14 protein-coding genes, 1 tRNA gene and 1 riboswitch are annotated in these 17433 nt (G+C 59.9%); of the genes, 4 read left to right on the top strand and 11 right to left on the bottom strand.

Annotated features, from left to right (window positions below; genetic code table 11):
• Positions 1 to 27: 27 nt before the first annotated feature.
• The 4 genes from ABID12_RS09520 to pcsA all read right to left on the bottom strand — a co-directional run bounded on the left by ABID12_RS09520 (position 28) and on the right by pcsA (position 4544).
• Positions 28 to 945, bottom strand: a complete 918-nt coding sequence (locus tag ABID12_RS09520; protein WP_106312496.1) for an ABC transporter permease — start codon at positions 943 to 945, stop codon at positions 28 to 30.
• Entirely contained in the window at positions 942 to 2033 is a 1092-nt protein-coding gene (locus ABID12_RS09515) for an ABC transporter permease (protein WP_354434021.1), read from the bottom strand. The genes ABID12_RS09520 and ABID12_RS09515 overlap by 4 nt, the downstream gene beginning before the upstream one ends.
• Complete coding sequence (locus tag ABID12_RS09510) at positions 2023 to 3603, bottom strand: ABC transporter ATP-binding protein (protein ID WP_354434020.1); 1581 nt, start codon at positions 3601 to 3603, stop codon at positions 2023 to 2025. Before ABID12_RS09510 ends, ABID12_RS09515 begins: the two co-directional genes overlap by 11 nt.
• Positions 3604 to 3794: 191 nt before the next feature.
• Positions 3795 to 4544, bottom strand: a complete 750-nt coding sequence (gene pcsA, locus ABID12_RS09505; protein ID WP_319520010.1) for a phosphatidylcholine synthase — start codon at positions 4542 to 4544, stop codon at positions 3795 to 3797.
• A gap of 176 nt (positions 4545 to 4720) precedes the next feature.
• Here pcsA and ABID12_RS09500 point away from each other — a divergent pair, with 176 nt between their 5' ends.
• Positions 4721 to 5905 (top strand): UbiH/UbiF family hydroxylase, encoded by a 1185-nt coding sequence (locus tag ABID12_RS09500; RefSeq protein WP_354434019.1) that lies wholly within the window; start codon positions 4721 to 4723, stop codon positions 5903 to 5905.
• 34 nt (positions 5906 to 5939) lie between these two features.
• On the opposite strand, the gene ABID12_RS09495 is transcribed toward ABID12_RS09500, so the two are convergent.
• From ABID12_RS09495 to ABID12_RS09485, 3 genes are read right to left on the bottom strand one after another with little or no spacing between them, the layout of a single operon-like run.
• Positions 5940 to 6890 (bottom strand): AEC family transporter, encoded by a 951-nt coding sequence (locus ABID12_RS09495; RefSeq protein ID WP_354434018.1) that lies wholly within the window; start codon positions 6888 to 6890, stop codon positions 5940 to 5942.
• Positions 6891 to 6916: 26 nt separating this feature from the next.
• Entirely contained in the window at positions 6917 to 7651 is a 735-nt protein-coding gene (locus ABID12_RS09490; protein WP_354434017.1) for a cytochrome c biogenesis CcdA family protein, read from the bottom strand.
• Positions 7652 to 7665: 14 nt separating this feature from the next.
• Positions 7666 to 7842, bottom strand: a complete 177-nt coding sequence (locus tag ABID12_RS09485; RefSeq protein WP_354434016.1) for a hypothetical protein — start codon at positions 7840 to 7842, stop codon at positions 7666 to 7668.
• 57 nt (positions 7843 to 7899) lie between these two features.
• Here ABID12_RS09485 and ABID12_RS09480 point away from each other — a divergent pair.
• Positions 7900 to 7975 (top strand) — tRNA-Lys (locus tag ABID12_RS09480).
• 180 nt (positions 7976 to 8155) lie between these two features.
• Complete coding sequence (gene lexA, locus ABID12_RS09475) at positions 8156 to 8863, top strand: transcriptional repressor LexA (protein ID WP_319520007.1); 708 nt, start codon at positions 8156 to 8158, stop codon at positions 8861 to 8863.
• Here the strand turns inward: lexA and ABID12_RS09470 are convergent.
• The gene (locus ABID12_RS09470; RefSeq protein ID WP_354434015.1) at positions 8817 to 11363 is read right to left on the bottom strand and encodes a ComEC/Rec2 family competence protein; all 2547 of its coding nucleotides are present in this window, start codon (positions 11361 to 11363) and stop codon (positions 8817 to 8819) included. The genes lexA and ABID12_RS09470 overlap by 47 nt on opposite strands.
• A 252-nt stretch (positions 11364 to 11615) precedes the next feature.
• On the opposite strand from ABID12_RS09470, the gene gltA reads away from it, so the two are divergent.
• Positions 11616 to 12902 (top strand): citrate synthase, encoded by a 1287-nt coding sequence (gltA, locus tag ABID12_RS09465; protein ID WP_106312520.1) that lies wholly within the window; start codon positions 11616 to 11618, stop codon positions 12900 to 12902.
• A gap of 453 nt (positions 12903 to 13355) precedes the next feature.
• Here gltA and ABID12_RS09460 read toward each other — a convergent pair whose 3' ends face one another.
• The 3 genes from ABID12_RS09460 to ABID12_RS09450 all read right to left on the bottom strand — a co-directional run bounded on the left by ABID12_RS09460 (position 13356) and on the right by ABID12_RS09450 (position 17233).
• On the bottom strand, positions 13356 to 15554 hold the full coding sequence (locus ABID12_RS09460) for an esterase-like activity of phytase family protein (protein ID WP_354434014.1): 2199 nt from the start codon (positions 15552 to 15554) through the stop codon (positions 13356 to 13358).
• 96 nt (positions 15555 to 15650) lie between these two features.
• Positions 15651 to 16532 carry a DMT family transporter gene (locus tag ABID12_RS09455; RefSeq protein WP_354434013.1) on the bottom strand — a complete coding sequence of 294 codons (882 nt, stop codon included), beginning with the start codon at positions 16530 to 16532 and terminating at the stop codon, positions 15651 to 15653.
• A gap of 100 nt (positions 16533 to 16632) precedes the next feature.
• Positions 16633 to 16784, bottom strand: a riboswitch (FMN riboswitch).
• A 173-nt stretch (positions 16785 to 16957) separates the two neighbouring features.
• Positions 16958 to 17233, bottom strand: a complete 276-nt coding sequence (locus tag ABID12_RS09450; protein ID WP_018066007.1) for an HU family DNA-binding protein — start codon at positions 17231 to 17233, stop codon at positions 16958 to 16960.
• Positions 17234 to 17433 lie beyond the last annotated feature (200 nt).

Raw genomic sequence — 17433 nt, 5'->3', positions numbered from 1 at the left:
TGATCTGAAATGACAAGTTTACCGTGACTAGCGATCCGGCACAAAGGGTTTGCCCAGTGCTGCCGGGGTGTTGATCAGCGTCATCCTGCGGTTTTGCGAGATGATGACGAGGACCAGAATGGTTACGACATAGGGCAACGCCGAAAGGAACTGCGAGGGAATGGCAATGCCGAAGGCCTGGGCATGCAGCTGGCCGATGGTGACCGCGCCGAACAGATAGCCGCCGAGCAGAACGCCCCAGGGCCGCCACGAGGCGAAGACCACCAGCGCCAGCGCAATCCAGCCACGGCCCGCCGCCATGTTTTCCGTCCATTGCGGGGTGTAGACCAGCGACAGTTGCGCACCCGCAAGCCCGGCACAGGCGCCGCCGAACATGACAGCGAGATAGCGAATGCCGATCACATTGATGCCGAGCGCATGGGCGGATGAATGATTGTCGCCGACGGCGCGCAGGACGAGGCCCTTGCGGGTCTTGAACAGGAACCACGCGGTTCCGGCGACGATCGCGATTGAGAGGTAGAAAAACAGGTCCTGATTGAACAGCAACGGTCCGATGACCGGAATATCCGAGAGGACCGGAAAATCGATTGCCGGCATGCGCACGCCCGCGCGCCCCACCAGCCCTTCGCCGATCATTGCGGAGAGCCCCTGACCCAGAATGGTCAGCGCCAGACCGGTGGCAACCTGATTGGCGACCAGCGTCAGGGTCAAAAACCCGAACAGCAGCGAAAACACCGCGCCGGTGGCAAGGCCCGCCAGCATGCCGAGATAGGGCGAACCGGTGGCATGCGCGGTGGCAAAGGCGCCGACAGCGCCCATCACCATCATGCCCTCGACACCGAGGTTCAGCACGCCTGCCCGCTCACAGACAAGCTCGCCGATTGCCGCCAGAACCAGCGGCGTCGATGCGGTGATGACGGTCAGGAGAATGGCTTCGATGATCATGACGCTTTCCCCTCGGAGGCCGCCTTGCCCGAAAAGATCACCCGAACCTTGTAGAGGATCAGCGTATCGCAGGAGAGGACGAAAAACAGCAGCATGCCCTGAAACACGCGGGTCACCTTGTCGGAAACGCCAAGCGTGAATTGCACGCCCTCGCCGCCGATATAGGTCAGCGCCAGCACAAGACCGGAAATGATCGTGCCCAGCGGATTAAGCCGCCCGAGAAAGGCGACGATGATGGCGGTGAAGCCATAGCCCGGCGAGATTTGCGGCTGCAGATAACCGAGCGCGCCGGAAATCTCGCTGATGCCCGCAAGGCCGGCCAGACCGCCGGACAGCAGGAAACAGAACCAGATCATCTTGCGCGAGGAAAAGCCTGCAAACCGCCCTGCCCGCTGCGACTGGCCGATGACGTTGACCTCGAAGCCTTTCAGGGTGAAGCGCATCATGAACCAGACCGCGAATGCCGCCAGGATCGCGAGCGCGAAGCCGTAATGCGCGCGGCCGGAAGACACCATTTCGGGCAGCATGGCCGCATCGACGAATTCGCGCGTCTGCGGAAAATTGAAGCCTTCGGGATTGCGCCACGCCCCGCGCACCAGCCAGTCGAGAAACAATTGCGCGACATAGACCAGCATCAGCGAGGTCAGGATTTCATTGGTGTTGAAATAGCTTTTCAAAAGTGCGGGAATGCCGGCGTAAAGCGCGCCGCCGACAGTGCCCATCACCAGCATGATCGGCAAGAGCAGCGGCGAGGACCAATCGTAGAAATAGACCGGCACGACGGAGCCGACCATGGCGCCGACGGTAAATTGCCCTTCCGCGCCGATATTCCAGATGTTCGAGCGGTAACAGACCGTCAGCCCGACCGCGATCATGATCAGGGGTGCTGCCTTGATCATCAGCTCATGCAGGGACCAGATATCGAACAGCGGCTCGATGAAAAAGCGATAGAGCGCCTCGACCGGGTCCTTGCCCAGAAGCGCAAACATGATCGCCCCGAAAAACACTGTCAGCGCAAACGCGATCAGCGGCGACAGCAACGAAAACAGCGGCGAACTATTGGCGCGCCGTTCAAGTTCAATGCGCATCGGCCGTCTCCACATCCTTGTCCGCATCCTCGCCATGGATGCCGCCCATCAACAGCCCGATCCGCTCGCGCGTCATTGTTTCCGCCGGATGACTGTCGGACAGCTGACCTTCGGAAATCACCGCGATCCGCGTGGCGATTTCGAAGATCTCGTCGAGATCCTGCGAAATCACCAGCACGGCCGAGCCCGATCTGGCAAGATCGACCATTGCCTGGCGGATATGAGCGGCAGCGCCGGCATCCACGCCCCAGGTCGGCTGGTTGACGATGATGACCTTGGGCTTGCGGTCCAGTTCGCGCCCGACGATGAATTTCTGCAGATTGCCACCCGACAGCGCGCCTGCCGCCGGATTTTCACCGCTCTTGCGGACATCCATGAAACCAGCAATCTCACCGGTGCGCGCCCGGGCGACGGCGCGACGGATGACCCTGAGCGGCCCACCGGCCAGAAAAATATCCGATTCGGCCTGATTGCGCGCGAGGATGAGGTTTTCCGACAACGTCATCCCCGTGACCGCGGCATGGCCGTGGCGCTCCTCGGGAACGAAGCCCGCGCCGAGCTTGCGTCGTGCATTGATGCCCTTGGCGCCGACGGGCTGACCGTCGATCTGGATGGAGATATTGTCATCGACCGGATATTCGCCGGAGAGCGCATCGAAAAGCTCCGACTGGCCATTGCCGGCGACACCGGCGATCGCCAGAATTTCGCCGGCTTTCACTTCGAGGTAGATGTTCTTCAGAGCGGTGGAAAACGGCGTGCGCGCCGGTGCGGTCAGCCCCTTGGCCTCAAGCAGAACCTTGCCGGCCTTCATCGCTTCCGGCCGGGTGATTTCCGAAACTTCGCCGCCAACCATCATCCGCGCCAGCGAAGAGGCCGTCTCGTTGCGCGGGTTGCAATTGCCCGTCACCTTGCCGTGGCGCAGCACGGTGGCCTTGTCACAGATGCGCTGCACTTCTTCCAGCCGATGAGAGATATAGAGCACCGAACGCCCTTCGGCCTTCAGCTTGGCCAGCGTTTCAAACAGCCGGTCCGCCTCCTGCGGGGTCAGCACCGATGTCGGTTCATCGAGAATGATCAGGCTCGGGTTCTGCAAAAGCGCGCGCACGATCTCGATCCGCTGACGCTCACCGACCGAAAGGTCGGCCACATGGGCGCGCGGATCAAGCGGCAGGCCGTATTCGACCGAAAGCCTACGTGATTCTTCCGCGATCTTCGCAAGCGAAATGCCCGGATCGAGCGACAGGGCGATATTCTCGGCCACCGTCAGCGCCTCGAACAGCGAGAAGTGCTGAAACACCATGCCGATGCCGATCTTGCGGGCAGCGGCAGGGGCTTCAATGCGCTGCGGCTTTCCCTCCCAGAGAATTTCGCCGGCGGAAGGCTCCAGCACTCCGAACAGCATTTTCACAAGTGTAGATTTGCCGGCGCCGTTTTCGCCGAGCAGAGCGTGAATTTCACCCTTATCGATATCGAGATCGATGCCATCGCAGGCAGCGAAGGTACCAAAATATTTTGTCAGCCCCTGAACGGACAGCAGTGATCCGCCCACATCATTATCATTTTGGTTCAAACTGCCCTCCGGTATTCACCCGAAAACGCGAAACCCCGGTGCTACCGATCCTGTCGGCACCACATCCGGAAATTGACTAAAAAATAGAACATCCCCTGTATTGCGCACAAATGAAGCACGAACCCTCATTGAAACGCAATGACTTTTGCCTGTTTCCCAACGACTTTATTCGGTTGCCGTGCTGACGCTTGTCAAAACTCAGCCCGGGTTTCGGCCGCCCGCGAGCCGAGTTTGGGCAGGAATTGCAGCACCATGCCGATAAGGTAGAGATAGACGCCGCTCGCCACGAACAGCACCTCGATGAAGAGCGGCGCATCGAAACGGGCGAGAAGTGCGATGAAGCCGGTGACGCACCAGACCGCAAAAACGCCGAGATTGAGCGGCCGCAGCCGCTTGACCCGGACGGGATGCAGAAAATTCACCGGCGCGAAGGTCAGGGCCACCGACAGCACCACAATCGCCATGGCAAGCAGCGACGACGGCTGGATGACGAAGAAGGAGAACACCACCATGTTCCAGACCACCGGAAAGCCGGAGAAGAAGTTCTCGTCCGTCTTCATGCCGCTGTCGGCATAATAGATCGCGCTGGAGACGACGATCAGCGCAGCGGCAACGAAGGACAACGGCTCCCCGATCATATGGGACTGGTAGAGCGCAAAGGCCGGCAGCAGAACATAGGTCACGTAATCGATGATGTTGTCGAGCATCACGCCCGACCAGCTCGGCAGCACCTCGCTGACCTTCAGCCGCCGCGCGATCGGCCCGTCAATGCCGTCGACCAGCAGAGCGGCGCCGAGCCACCAGAACATGGCCACGAATCGCCCCTCGGCGGCGGCAACCACGCCAAGGAAAGCAAGGAACGAGCCCGATGCCGTCAGAATGTGGACGGAGAACGCCCGGATTTCGGCATAAGGTACTTTACGCTGGCTGAACAAACCCATTCACTTCCCGTAAAACTGTGTCGGCGGTTATTGCCCGGTTTTCTCTACCCCTACAATGCACCAGAAGCGCGTCCGCGTACAAAAAAAACATGATTTTCCAGAATTTTTCACGGCAAAATGCGCCCGGTCGCATTATATCGGTAACGAACAAATCGCAGGAAGACGAGGTTTCAGGCATGTCGGATTTTGAAATTGCCGTGATCGGCGGCGGCCCCGCCGGAATGATTTCCGCGCTGGCGCTTGCCCGTGCCGGCCGCAGGGTCGCGCTGGTCGCGCCTTCCCCCAGCGGCGGCGATCATCGCACAACGGCGCTGATGGACCATTCCATCGCACTGCTTGCCCGGCTCGGCCTGTGGCAGTCTGTCCGGCCGGAAGCCGCACCGCTGAAGACCATGCGCATCATTGACGGCACGGGACGGCTGGTGCGTGCGCCGACCGTCAGTTTCCGCTCTGCTGAAATCGATCTCGAAGCCTTCGGCTACAACATCCCCAACACCGTTCTGGTCGGCAAGCTGAACGAAGCGATTGCGAGTGAGCCGAACATTACCCGTTTCGAGACCATTGCCGACGATTTTACCGTCGACAAGGATGGCGTTGCGGTGACGCTTGCCGGTGGCGAGACATTTTCTGCCGAACTTATCGTCGGCTCCGACGGCCGGCGTTCGAAAGTGCGTGAAAATGCCGGGATCGGCGTGCGCCAGTGGTCCTACAAGCAATCGGCTGTCGTGCTGAATTTCAGCCACGCACTTGCCCATGACGATATCTCGACGGAATTTCACACCCGTGGCGGTCCGTTCACGCAGGTGCCGCTGCCGGCGAAGAACCGCTCCAGCCTGGTCTGGGTGATGGACACGCCGGCTGCCGAAGACATGGCGGCGCGGCCGGAGGCTGAAATCGCGGCGGCGATCGAGGAACGCATGCAATCGCTTCTGGGCGCGGTCACCATTGAGGGACCGGTGCAGAAATGGCCGCTTTCCTCCATGGTTGCGAACCGTTTCGGCAAGGGCCGTACGGTTCTTGTCGGCGAGGCGGCCCACGCCTTTCCGCCGATTGGCGCCCAGGGGCTCAACCTTTCGTTGCGCGACATCATGCGCCTTGCCCGCATGCTGGACGGTATCGACGGCGCGAAAATTTCCGCCAGAACCGGCGAGCGCTATGATTTTCTGCGCAAGTCCGATGTCTGGAGCAGAACGGCCAGCGTCGACCTTCTGAACCGCTCGCTGCTTGCCGATTTCATTCCCGCGCAGCTTGCCCGTTCCGCCGGCCTCTACATGCTGTCGGCCGTGCCGCCGCTGCGCCAGTTTGCCATGCGCGAAGGCGTTCAGCCCCTCAGGGGGATCAAGGAATTATTCGCCGGCTGAAGCCTGTTTTAGCCCTTGCCTATAGCGGCAGGGTCTATAACGGCAGGGCGGTGGCGTCGATCAGAAGCAGAAGACCGGCCAGCGTTGCCGCCGAACAGATTGTGGTGATCAGGATGGTGGCGGAGGCCCGCTCGTACCAGATGCCGTATTGCTGGGCGATCACGAAGACATTGGTGGCCGTCGGCAAGGCTGCAAGAAGCACGGCGGCTTCCACCCACACCGGATCGAAGCCGCCATGCAGCATCATGAAGGCATAGACCAGCACCGGATGTAAGATAAGCTTGGCCGGAACGATATAGCCGATTTCCACCGGCACGCGCTTTACCGGGCGCAGAGCAAGCGTCACCCCCATGGCAAAAAGCGCGCAAGGGGCAGCAGCCTGTGCAAGATAGTCCACCAGCCGGTTGAACGCATCGGGCGGCTGAACCCCGCTCGCAGCAACGGCAAAACCCAGAGCGGTTGCAATGATGAAGGGGTGCAGCAGCGCCTTTGTCAGCACCTGGCGGGCAAGTGATGCCTTGCGCACCGCACCACCATCCGCCACCGCCATTATCGACGGTGCGACGATGAAATGCAGCGCATTTTCAAAGCACACGATCAAGGCGACGGGAACGGCCGCCGCTTCGCCAAGCGCCAGAATGGCAAGGCCCGGCCCCATATAGCCGATATTGCCGTAAGCCCCTGCAAAGGCCTGGATCGTGCTCTCGCGCACGCCGTTGCGTTTCCAGAAGTAGCCGGCGGCAAACAGCAGCGAAAACACGGCATAGGTCGCCAGCAGATCAACGGAGATGAAATCAAGCCGGGTCAGTTGGTCGAAAGGCGTGTTCGAAACAAGCTTGAAGAACAAGGCCGGCAATGCGGCATAGACGATGAATACGTTGAGCCAGACAAGACCGGATTCCGGCTGCCGGATGAGCCTGGCGGCGATAAAGCCTGCGGCAATCAGTCCGAAGAACGGAAAGAGAAGCCCTAGAATGTCTGACATGGCGCAAAACCCGGGCTTCGCAGGCCCTAGCCGATCTGCGATAGAACGGGAAAGGTCTGCTGGAACCAGATCGCCATATCGGCAATAAAGCCGAAAAGAAAGGCAAGGCCGGTGAGAATCAGCAGCACGCCCATGATTTTTTCAATCGTGCCCAGATGTTTGCGGAACCGCGACAGGAAGCGCATGAAGGCGCCGGAAAAAAGCGCGGCAATCCAGAACGGCACGGCAAGGCCAAGCGAATAGATCGCCAGCAGCACCGCGCCGTTGGAAACCGTATCGCGCGTGGCCGCGACAGCGAGAATGGCCCCCAGAACCGGTCCGATGCAGGGCGTCCAGCCGAAAGCAAAGGCCAGCCCCATGACATAGGCGCCGGACATGCTCGCCGGCTTGCCGCCGCCATGAAACCGCGCCTCACGCGACAGGAAGGGGATTTTCAGCACACCAAGGAAGTTCAGCCCCATGATGATGATGATCACACCGCCGACCTTGGCCAGAATATCGATATATTGACGCAACAACTGACCGATGGACGAGGCCCCTGCCCCGAGCGCCACGAAAATCGTCGCAAAGCCGAGCGTAAAGAACAGCGCCGGCAACAATACACGCGCCGGGCGGACGGAGGTGTCTCCCCTGAACTGATCGATCGAAATGCCCGCCATGTAGCAAAGATAAGGCGGCACCAGCGGCAAAACGCAGGGTGAGAGAAACGAAAGCGCACCGGCAAGAAGCGCCGTCAACAGGGAAATATCACCGATCGACACCTGAAATCCTCTTGTCACTCGGCCGTTGGCGAAAGCGCGTCCGGCACCAGCAGATAACCGCCTGAAAGGCGGACCGTAAACTGCCGGTTCCTTAAACCACAGCGGCGTTGAATTCCAATCACCTTTCCGCGCATCGCCCCCGACATCAAATTGTCGCCTTGGAGCCGAATTTCCGGGTTGACCTTCTGCAAGACCCTTTCTATGTTCCGCCCACTTTCCGCTGGCCCTTCAACAGGCGCCGGGCTCGGGAGCGCGTAGCTCAGCTGGTAGAGCAACTGACTTTTAATCAGTAGGTCCAGGGTTCGAACCCCTGCGCGCTCACCATTGTTTGCCGAGAATTTTCTCCTTTCGAAATTGAAACAACACTTTCTAACTCACCCCTTTCCGCCCGCCTTCATGCCTCCATTGACCGCAATCGAGGCCGCTCTGCTATTTCCAGCTTGCGGAACACAGATAGAACAGATATAAACGTTCTGTATTTGTTTCGAAGGCAAGGGGCTGCAAATGCTGACTCGTAAACAACAGGAACTGCTGTATTTCATCCATGAACGGATGAAGGAGACAGGCATTCCCCCGTCTTTCGATGAAATGAAGGAAGCCCTGGATCTGGCGTCCAAATCGGGCATTCACCGATTGATCACGGCGCTGGAGGAACGCGGCTTCATTCGCCGGCTTCCCAACAGGGCGCGCGCGCTTGAAATTCTGCGCATGCCGGAAAGCCTTGGCTCTCAGCCGCCGCGCCGCGGTTTCTCACCGAGCGTGATTGAAGGCAGCCTCGGCAAGACGCCTGCCGAAAGCAAAACACCGGCTGCCGGAAATGACAGCGGCTCGACCGATATCCCCGTCATGGGGCGGATTGCAGCCGGTGTTCCGATCTCGGCCATACAGGAAAACACCCACGCAATTGCGGTTCCGGCCGAGATGCTGGGAACCGGCGAACATTATGCGCTGGAAGTTAAGGGCGATTCGATGATCGAAGCCGGGATATTCGACGGTGACACGGTGGTCATCCGCAATATCAACACGGCCGCCCCGGGCGATATTGTCGTGGCGCTGGTGAATGACGAGGAAGCGACACTGAAGCGCTTCCGCCGCAAGGGCGCGTCGATTGCGCTGGAAGCCGCCAATCCGGCCTATGAAACCCGGATATTTGCTGCCGATCAGGTCAAGGTTCAGGGCAAGCTTGTCGGCCTGATCCGCCGCTACCACTGAAGAAATCGAGGGTTTTCGGCAGGCTGACAGGATCGGCATACGAATCGGAACGCCAGTTATAGAGGCGGTGTTGGTTCCATTGACGTTTTACTGCCGTAATGGCGGGCGTGACGGAAACGTGGGTTCTCACACAGGAGCCGGTCGGGTTAGGCTCTGAGGACGTGGTGTTACCATTTCTTGATTTTGAACCATCGGTATCTTGGACAGTAAACTGCAAGGTGCCGGTTTGGCGGCGCAGTGCTGGTGTGATGAGAAAACCAGGCGAACGGCACGCCTGAAAACCGGGCCGGTAAACGCTGACAATGATGTCTGCGTGATCGCAGGCAGGGCCTACGAGCGCGGGCCGGAATATTTGTGCGACGGTCAGGCCGCTGCCGGGAAGCGATGCCACACACCATTCGCTCTTTTCACAGATGAACATACCGGATTGCGTCCGCGCGGCCTTTATATCCTCGGCAAGGGCGGTGCTTGCATTGGTGATTTGTCCAGCATCCAGGCGGTCGAACCGGTCCGCGTCTTTCAGTATCGCAGCGTTGCTTTCGGTTTCGCTCGGCGGCCGTGTGGCGCTGATGGCAAGTGCGCTCTGCCACTGATCGAAGATGAAGGAAGGCGGACGGCGCTTGCTGAGCGCGGCTGTATCACCGGTGACGATCGCAACCAATGCACCGTCTTCGGAGACAAGCAGAAGCGGCGACCGGTCGCCTTGAGAAAAGGCGGGCAAGGCAAAGGCAATTGCCATCGGCACCAGTCCGACAAGCCTGAGACGGGTGCGCAGCAGAACCAGCAGCATGAACCCGACAAGGAAAAGCAGCAGAAATCCGCGGGGCATCGCACTGGTATCGAGCGCGCCACCAAGACCATCGACCCATTCCGCAATGGCAATCACCCGGTCGAGCCCCCAGCCCATGGCCAGAAGAAAGGGGCCGTGCAGGTTAAGCGGCATTGCCAGCATGGCCAGCAGGCCGGAGGGCATGACCAGAAAGGTGACAATCGGCATGGCGAGCAGATTGCCGAGCAGACCGTAGCCGGCAATCCGCTGAAAATGCGCCATGGCAATCGGCGCTGTCGAAAGCCCACCGATCAGTGCGGTCAACACAATACCGAAAGCACCCAGCATGACGATGCGGATCACTGTGCCGGCCGGCATCGACGCCGGGCGAGCATATTCGCGACGCTGCCAGAAGCTGTAGCCCGCAATCAGCGCCAGTGTTGCGGCAAACGACATCTGCATGCCGGGGCCGACAGCTTCCGACGGCGAAACCGCGAGGATGACAAACCCCGCAAGAGCGACATTGCGCATACTGATGGCCGGACGGTCGGCAACGGCGGCAAGCAGCATGATCGCCAACATGATGAAAGCGCGCTGCGCCGAGACCTGCATGCCCGAAATCGCAAGATAGAACCCGGCAGCCCCGATCGCGGCCATAGCGGCAAGCTTCTTGGTGGCGATCGCCTCTGCCGCCTTTGGCGAAAAAGACAGAAAAAGACGCAGGCTTGAAAAGAAGATACCGGCGGCGAGCGCCATGTGCAGCCCCGAAATGGCGATGACATGGGCAAGGCCGGCATTGCGCAGCGCGTCCAGCGTGTCATCATTCATGGCGCGACGCTGCCCGGTGATGATCGCATTGGCGAAAGCCCCCGATTCGTCTGGCAGGACAGCGCGAATGCGCCCGGCAATCGTATCGCGCAGGCTTTCGACCCTGTGGCGCATGAACAGGCCAATGGACTGAGGGCGGCTTGTCTCCCGCGTATGAAGATCACCCGGAACCGCGTCTGGCGCGCCATAGAAGAACCCCACTGCGCCGATCCCGTCGAAATAGGAAAGAAAACCGAAATCGACGAGGCCCGGCAGAGCCGGTCCGGAAGGCGGTGAAAGCCGGGCAAGGCCGGTGAATGCACCGCCGATGTCGACCGGCGGCGATTTGCCGCGGGCAACAAGGGTGACACGCTCAGGTGGACGGTGGATCACCGGATCGTCGGTGGCGATGACGCGCACCACATAACGCCAGCCGTTTTCGGTCGGCTCGCGGGCATCGACCACGCCGGTAACATGGGTCGTCACCGGTGAGTCGAGCATCACCGTAGCAAGCCGGCCCGTCTCAAGCTGCGCCAGAAACGCGCCGCTGAGAAAGAGCGCAACCAGACCGGCGCCCAGCCGGTTCACCGGACCGGCATTGCGCAACGAAACGGCGGCACCAACGGCGATCGCCCAATAGAGCCACAGCCCCCACGAAAACGGCGCTGCAGGCCGGAAAAACCACCACGCGGACCCCAGAGCCATCACAAACGGCGCAAACAGAAAGCTGCGTCCATAGGCAAGTTCTTCGGAAAAAAGCGTGCCGACGTCCCTGCCCTCCGGCTGCTCCGCAGAAGTTGGCGGATTCCAGACCGTATCGCTGCCGGAAGCGGCTTTCGTTCGCCATCTGCGCAAGCGGCCACGAACGGCGCCGCCCCCGCGCCGCTTTGGACGTTCCGTAACCTGTTTCTCGCCCTCTCCCATCAAAACCGCTCCGCCACAACCTAGGGTATCGTGTGGTTACCTGGAGCAAAAAGCAACGTTGCAGAACGCAGCTTGCGGAAAAATTTCCTTTTCAGAAGCTCAAAAAACTTGCTAAACGCAAATTATAAATCATCACCCGCACCGCAACATGAACCATTCAGCGGCTTGGCAGCGGCGCATCGATCCTATACCTAATTGGTACCTTTGATCGTGTTTATCACGCGTCCCGCGCTGGAAGATTTGGAGGATAGCATGACGGAAACTGGCAAACTCACCTTGGACGGACAGGAACTGGAACTGAACGTCGAAGCAGGCACCTTCGGTCCAAAAGTGCTCGACATCAACAGCCTGTACAAACAGTCAGGCATGTTCACATACGATCCCGGCTTCACCTCGACGGCATCGTGCAAATCGGCAATTACCTATATCGATGGCGACAACGGTATTCTGCTGCACCGCGGTTATCCGATCGACCAGCTGGCCGAAAATGCCGACTTCCTCGAAATCTGCTACTTGCTGCTTTTCGGTGAACTGCCGACGGCAACGCAGAAGAAGGATTTCGACTTCCGCGTCACCCATCACACGATGATTCACGAGCAGATGACACGGCTTTTCACCGGTTTCCGCCGTGATGCTCACCCGATGGCCATCATCTGTGGCGCTGTCGGCGCCATGTCGGCGTTTTATCACGACTCGATCGACATCTCCGACCCCTACAAGCGCGAGATCGCCAGCGTCCGCATGATCGCCAAGATCCCGACGATCGCGGCAATGGCCTACAAGTACCATGTCGGCGAACCCTTCGTGTATCCGCGCAACGATCTCGGCTATGCGGCCAATTTCCTGCATATGTGCTTCGCCACGCCGTGCGAGGAATACAAGGTCAACCCGATCCTGTCGCGCGCGCTCGACCGCATCTTCATCCTGCATGCAGACCACGAGCAGAACGCCTCGACTTCGACGGTGCGTCTTGCCGGTTCTTCGGGCGCCAATCCGTTCGCCTGCATCGCCGCCGGCATTGCCTGCCTGTGGGGCCCGGCGCATGGCGGCGCCAACGAGGCCGCGCTCAACATGCTGCAGGAAATCGGTTCGGTTGACCGGATTCCGGAATACATCGCCCGTGCGAAGGACCGTGATGATCCCTTCCGTCTGATGGGCTTTGGCCACCGCGTCTACAAGAACTACGATCCGCGCGCCAAGATCATGCAGAAGACCTGCCACGAGGTTCTCGGCGAGCTCGGAATCAAGGACGATCCGCTTCTCGATGTCGCCATGGAACTGGAAAGAATTGCGCTGACGGACGAATACTTCATCGAGAAGAAGCTTTATCCGAACATCGACTTCTATTCCGGCATCACGCTGAAGGCTCTGGGCTTCCCCACCACCATGTTCACGGTGCTGTTCGCGCTCGCCCGTACGGTCGGCTGGATCGCCCAGTGGAACGAGATGATCGAAGATCCCGAACAGCGCATCGGTCGCCCGCGTCAGCTTTACACAGGCGCCGCCGAACGCGACTTCGTCGCCGTTGCCGACCGCTGATCGGTCAATACACAGTTCGAAACGTTGAAAAGACAGGCCGGTCGTCAGACCGGCCTGTCTCGGTTTGTTGACAAAGCGGCCCCTCACTCTGGGTCATCCTCGGGCTCGACCCGAGGAACCAGGGCCAAACGATATACGCTCACTTTAAACCCTTTCTTATCAAAGGGTTGAGTGGAATGGATGCTCGGATCAAGTCCGAGCATGACACCTCTGGGAAGGGCTGGTGGAGGCAACAACCCTACGTCTTCGGGTTTGTCAGCAGTCTGAGACAGGCCGGTCCTTAGACCGGCCCGTTTTTTATTTGCAGGCCATTATTGTCCCGACAGCGCGCCCCGAGCATGGCGCAGGTGAAGAAATGCCGGCGATATAAAAAAGCCGCAGTGCATTTTGCGCCGCGACCTCTTAAGGACATTTTGCCCGGGCAACATTCCTGCCGCCCGGGCGTGTTATGCGTTACTGCGTCATCGGAACCTTGAAGAACAGCGTTTCGCCGGAGCTGTCGTCCACGCCGTCATTGTCGGTCACGGCATAGGCCGTGCCATCGGCGGCGATGGTGAAGCCTTCGATCTTGTCGGCGACATAGCCATTGGTGGCCGATTTCATCAGCGGCAGCAGATCGGTGACTTCTTCCTTCTGCACGACCGGCAGCTCCGCGCCGATCGGCGCCGGCTTCATGTCCGAAAGCGCAACCTTGTAGAGCTTCTTGACCTTTGCAGCTTCGCCGATCTGGTTGTCGCGCTCGATGATGTAGGCATTGTCACCATTGACGGAAATTTCGGACAGGCCGATCCAGCCCTTTTCCGGGGTTTCCAGCGGATAGGAGACTGCGCCCCATTCACCGGTCGCCGGCGTGTAGGCCAGAAGCTTGACGAAGCCCTTCTCGTCGTCGCCCCATTCGCGCTGAACAGCCATCCACAGCGTCAGATCATCGCCCTCACCCACCGTGGTGATGCCTTCCATGCCGAACCGCGTCTGATGGGCAAGCAGTTCATCCGGCAGGTTGATGGTTTCGGTGATTTCACCGGTCCCGTCGATGTGCAGAACCCTGTGCGGCACTTCTTTGTCGGGATGACCTTCGGAAGCCAGCCAGAAGCCGCCATTGCCATCAACGGCAACGCCTTCGAGATCGAGCTTTTCCGCCGGCTGTCCATCGTGCGTCACGCGGATGGCGTCGGTGATCAGCGCCGGCTTTCTGGAGGCGTCGATGATGAAGACGGAGGGTTGCGCCGAATAGAAGCTGTCATTGACCGCGTAGAGCCTGCTGGCGTCTTCCGGGTCGGCGGCAAGGCTGGAAAGCGCACCGAACCCGATCAGCGGATCATGGTTCACATCAGAGGCGATCTGCGGATAGTCGGCCTCGCCCTCTTCATAGGCATAGAGCATCACATGCGCACGCACGCCGCCATCGGGCCCTAGGTCTTCCTCATTGGCCGTCACCAGCAGGTTGCGGGCGGGAATGGCAACGCCGCTTTCCGGCGCGATCCCCGAGGGCAGAAGCTGCATCAGCTCCGGAGCGTCCTGGACATTGTCATTATAGACGCCGACAACGGAACCGCGCTCGGACATGACGAAAAGATAGTTGTTGTCGCCGAACCGGCCGGTGATCAGCCCTTCCGGCTCAACGCCCTTCTTGCCGGCACGCTTGTCCGGGAAGTGACCGATGGAAGCAACAGCGCGTTCGAACGAGGCGCCGGCCTCATACAGCAGCTCGCCGGTATCGGAAAAGATCGAGAAGCCACGCGAACCGCCCTTGTAGTCGCCCTCATTGGCGATCACGAAGCGATCGTTGTCGAGCCATTTTACGGTGTCGGGCTCGCGCGGAATACCGGTCAGCGAACCGGTGAAATCGAGGCGACCGTCGCGTTCGGTATCAATGTCGGCAAGATCGACCGTGCCGGCGGCAAAGTGGTTCTTCACCTCGCCGGTATTGCCGTCGACGATGACGATGCCGTTGTTTTCCTGCAGCGTGACGACAATCTCGTTGTCATCGTTGATGTCGACAAATTCCGGTTCCGGATCGCTCGGCGCGGTCATCTCGTCAAAACCGGTCATGGCAACATGTTTCGTCGTTGCACAGTCGGCGCCGCCGTCGTTCAACGCGATGATCACCAGATCGCCGGCGGGCATCTGCGGAATTTCACCGTCATTCAGGTCTTCGTCGCGCTCGTTTTCAATCGCAATGGCCACGATCGCGCCATCGGGCGATACGGCAACCGAGTCGGGCTGGCCGCCGAGATCGCACTTTGCCTCAAGCGTCTGCGATGCAATGTCGATCACGCCGAGGAAGCCGGACGGCGCGGTGAAGCTTTCGGACGTGTTGACGCCGACATAGGCTTTCGCGCCGGAAACAGCCACCGAGGTCGGTTCACCGTCGAGCTTGACGGTACCGGCGGCCTTTGGTGCGCGCGGGTCGGTGATGTCGACGAAACCGACGGCTTCGAGCGGGCTGTCAGAATATACCAGCATATTGCCGTCTTCGGTTGCGGTGATGATTTCCGCGGACGTGGCGCTCATGGCGTCCATATCCGCAGGAAGGTTTTCGGCGACGTTGAAAACGGCGATGCGGTTGAAGACCGGCTCGGCGGACGCGGGGATCGCGACTGAAGCCAGAAGTGCGGCAGACAGCGCCGCGCCGGTAAGACGGAGTTTCATAGGTTTCCCTCCTGAGGTTGAATCACCGGAGGGTTGTGCGTCACGGCTGTGACAGGATGATTACGTCCCGATGACGCCGGTGTGACACCATCGCCGTCATCGCTCACGCCGCCGCTCGATCAGCAGGATCGACAACGAGGCCGCCACGATCATCAAGCCACCAACCCAGAACAGCATATCGGGCGCATAGCCGAACACCAGCCAGCCGCCGAGAACATTGAGCGGCAGTTTCAGGTCGTCGAACGGCTGGACATAGGCGGCATCGGCGCTGGAATAGGCCAGCGTGAGAAAATACTGCGCCAGCACGGTCATCAGCCCCAGCGCCAGCATGATCCACACCACGTCGCCCGTGGGCACGGCAAAACCGCCGCCAATCGCCACCACGGCATTGATCGGCGTCAGCAGCATCAGCAGCCAGACGGTGATCGATTCCGGTTTTTCATGCGCCGTCAGCTTCTTGGTGATCAGCGATGTACCGCCCCACAAAAGCGCAGACAGCACCGGCAGCAGCGCCGCCCAGGTGAAACCCGACGACCATGGCTGCAGGATCAGCACAGCGCCGGTAAAGCCGACAGCCGTAGCAATCCACCGCGACGGCCCGACACGCTCGCCCAGAAAGATCCTGGCGCCGACGATAATAAAGAAGGGTGACGTCATCACCAGCGCAATCGCCTGGCTGAGCGGAACAGAGGCAAGACCGATGGCCCAGGCCTGAACGCCAAGTGCGGAGAGCGCAACACGCGCGATATGCTGTCCCGGATAGGCGGTGCGCATCACCGCAAGCCCGGTGCGCCAGAGATAGGGAATGGCAAACAGAAAGGCGATGCCATATTGCCAGAAGGCAATGGACGAGGCTGCAAAGCCCATCTTCATGGTGAGCTGCTGGATCAGCACATTGCCGGCGGCATAAACCACACCGGCAAGCACCATCCAGAATGCACCGGTCAACGCGGGAGAACGATAGATTGCCTTGCTCATGCCTGTCTTGATCCTTCATGGCGCCCGGGGCGCATGCAATAAGGGGACGGACGACGCATGGCACCGGCGGCAATCGGCAAAAGCCGAGACATCCGGCAACCCGCATTCTCTTTCTTCCGGACTGTAACCGTCGGCTCCGGATTTCAACCGGATCTGCTGACCCTTTCCGGCATTGACCGGAAAGGCGCTCGCGGGCTTGCGTGAGAAACGCTTACCGCCGGTGGGGTATCTCACCCCGCCCCGAGAATGTGCCGTCGGCAGAGTTCTGTCTCCGGCATGGTTTGTTGTGCAACAAGTAGTGACATCGCCGGTCCGCGGCAAGTCAATTCTGACGGGGACGTCGGTAACTGAGCGTCAACGAAACAGGCAACAAAAAACCCGGGGCCAGGGCCCCGGGTTTCGTGCCATTCATGAGAAGGCGGAACTTAGGAGTTGCAAGCTTCCTTGAGGCCCTTGCCAGCCGTGAACTTCGGAACGTTGCGGGCCGGGATATCGACCTCTGCACCCGTCGACGGGTTGCGGCCCTTGCGCGCAGCACTGTGCGACACGGTGAAGGCACCGAAACCGGCGAGGCGAACTTCGCCGCCGTTCTTCAGTTCACCCTGTACGGCGTCGAACACGGCGTCGACTGCGGAAGCTGCATCGGTTTTGGACAGACCGGCCTTTTCGGCAACGGAAGCTACGAGTTCACTCTTGTTCATGTTTCCACCCTTTCTCAAATGGTTCGAAACGGATCAATTTTTTCCCAGGGGCCTCGGCAAGGCTTACACCGCTACCCGCTGTCATCCAAAAGCCTTGCGTTTCAAGGAATTGCAATAGGCTTACCGCAATTTGTGGGGAAAAGGACGACCAAAGGACGACCTCAGGGGCCCCTTTTCCACAGGAGCCCCTGAAAAATGGC

Origin of the sequence: Martelella mangrovi (assembly GCF_040545495.1) — a bacterium.
GTDB classification, from domain to species: Bacteria; Pseudomonadota; Alphaproteobacteria; order Rhizobiales; family Rhizobiaceae; genus Martelella; species Martelella mangrovi.
This window is presented reverse-complemented; position numbering and strand designations above follow the sequence as displayed.

What these genes read in the sequence shown, in the direction of transcription:
- ABID12_RS09450 (WP_018066007.1), bottom strand. Translation starts at nt 17,233, where the DNA reads ATGAACAAGAGTGAACTCGTAGCTTCCGTTGCCGAAAAGGCCGGTCTG.
- pcsA (WP_319520010.1), bottom strand. Translation starts at nt 4,544, where the DNA reads ATGGGTTTGTTCAGCCAGCGTAAAGTACCTTATGCCGAAATCCGGGCG.
- ABID12_RS09515 (WP_354434021.1), bottom strand. Translation starts at nt 2,033, where the DNA reads ATGCGCATTGAACTTGAACGGCGCGCCAATAGTTCGCCGCTGTTTTCG.
- ABID12_RS09470 (WP_354434015.1), bottom strand. Translation starts at nt 11,363, where the DNA reads ATGGGAGAGGGCGAGAAACAGGTTACGGAACGTCCAAAGCGGCGCGGG.
- ABID12_RS09495 (WP_354434018.1), bottom strand. Translation starts at nt 6,890, where the DNA reads ATGTCAGACATTCTAGGGCTTCTCTTTCCGTTCTTCGGACTGATTGCC.
- ABID12_RS09455 (WP_354434013.1), bottom strand. Translation starts at nt 16,532, where the DNA reads ATGAGCAAGGCAATCTATCGTTCTCCCGCGTTGACCGGTGCATTCTGG.
- ABID12_RS09520 (WP_106312496.1), bottom strand. Translation starts at nt 945, where the DNA reads ATGATCATCGAAGCCATTCTCCTGACCGTCATCACCGCATCGACGCCG.
- ABID12_RS09460 (WP_354434014.1), bottom strand. Translation starts at nt 15,554, where the DNA reads ATGAAACTCCGTCTTACCGGCGCGGCGCTGTCTGCCGCACTTCTGGCT.
- ABID12_RS09500 (WP_354434019.1), top strand. Translation starts at nt 4,721, where the DNA reads ATGTCGGATTTTGAAATTGCCGTGATCGGCGGCGGCCCCGCCGGAATG.
- gltA (WP_106312520.1), top strand. Translation starts at nt 11,616, where the DNA reads ATGACGGAAACTGGCAAACTCACCTTGGACGGACAGGAACTGGAACTG.
- lexA (WP_319520007.1), top strand. Translation starts at nt 8,156, where the DNA reads ATGCTGACTCGTAAACAACAGGAACTGCTGTATTTCATCCATGAACGG.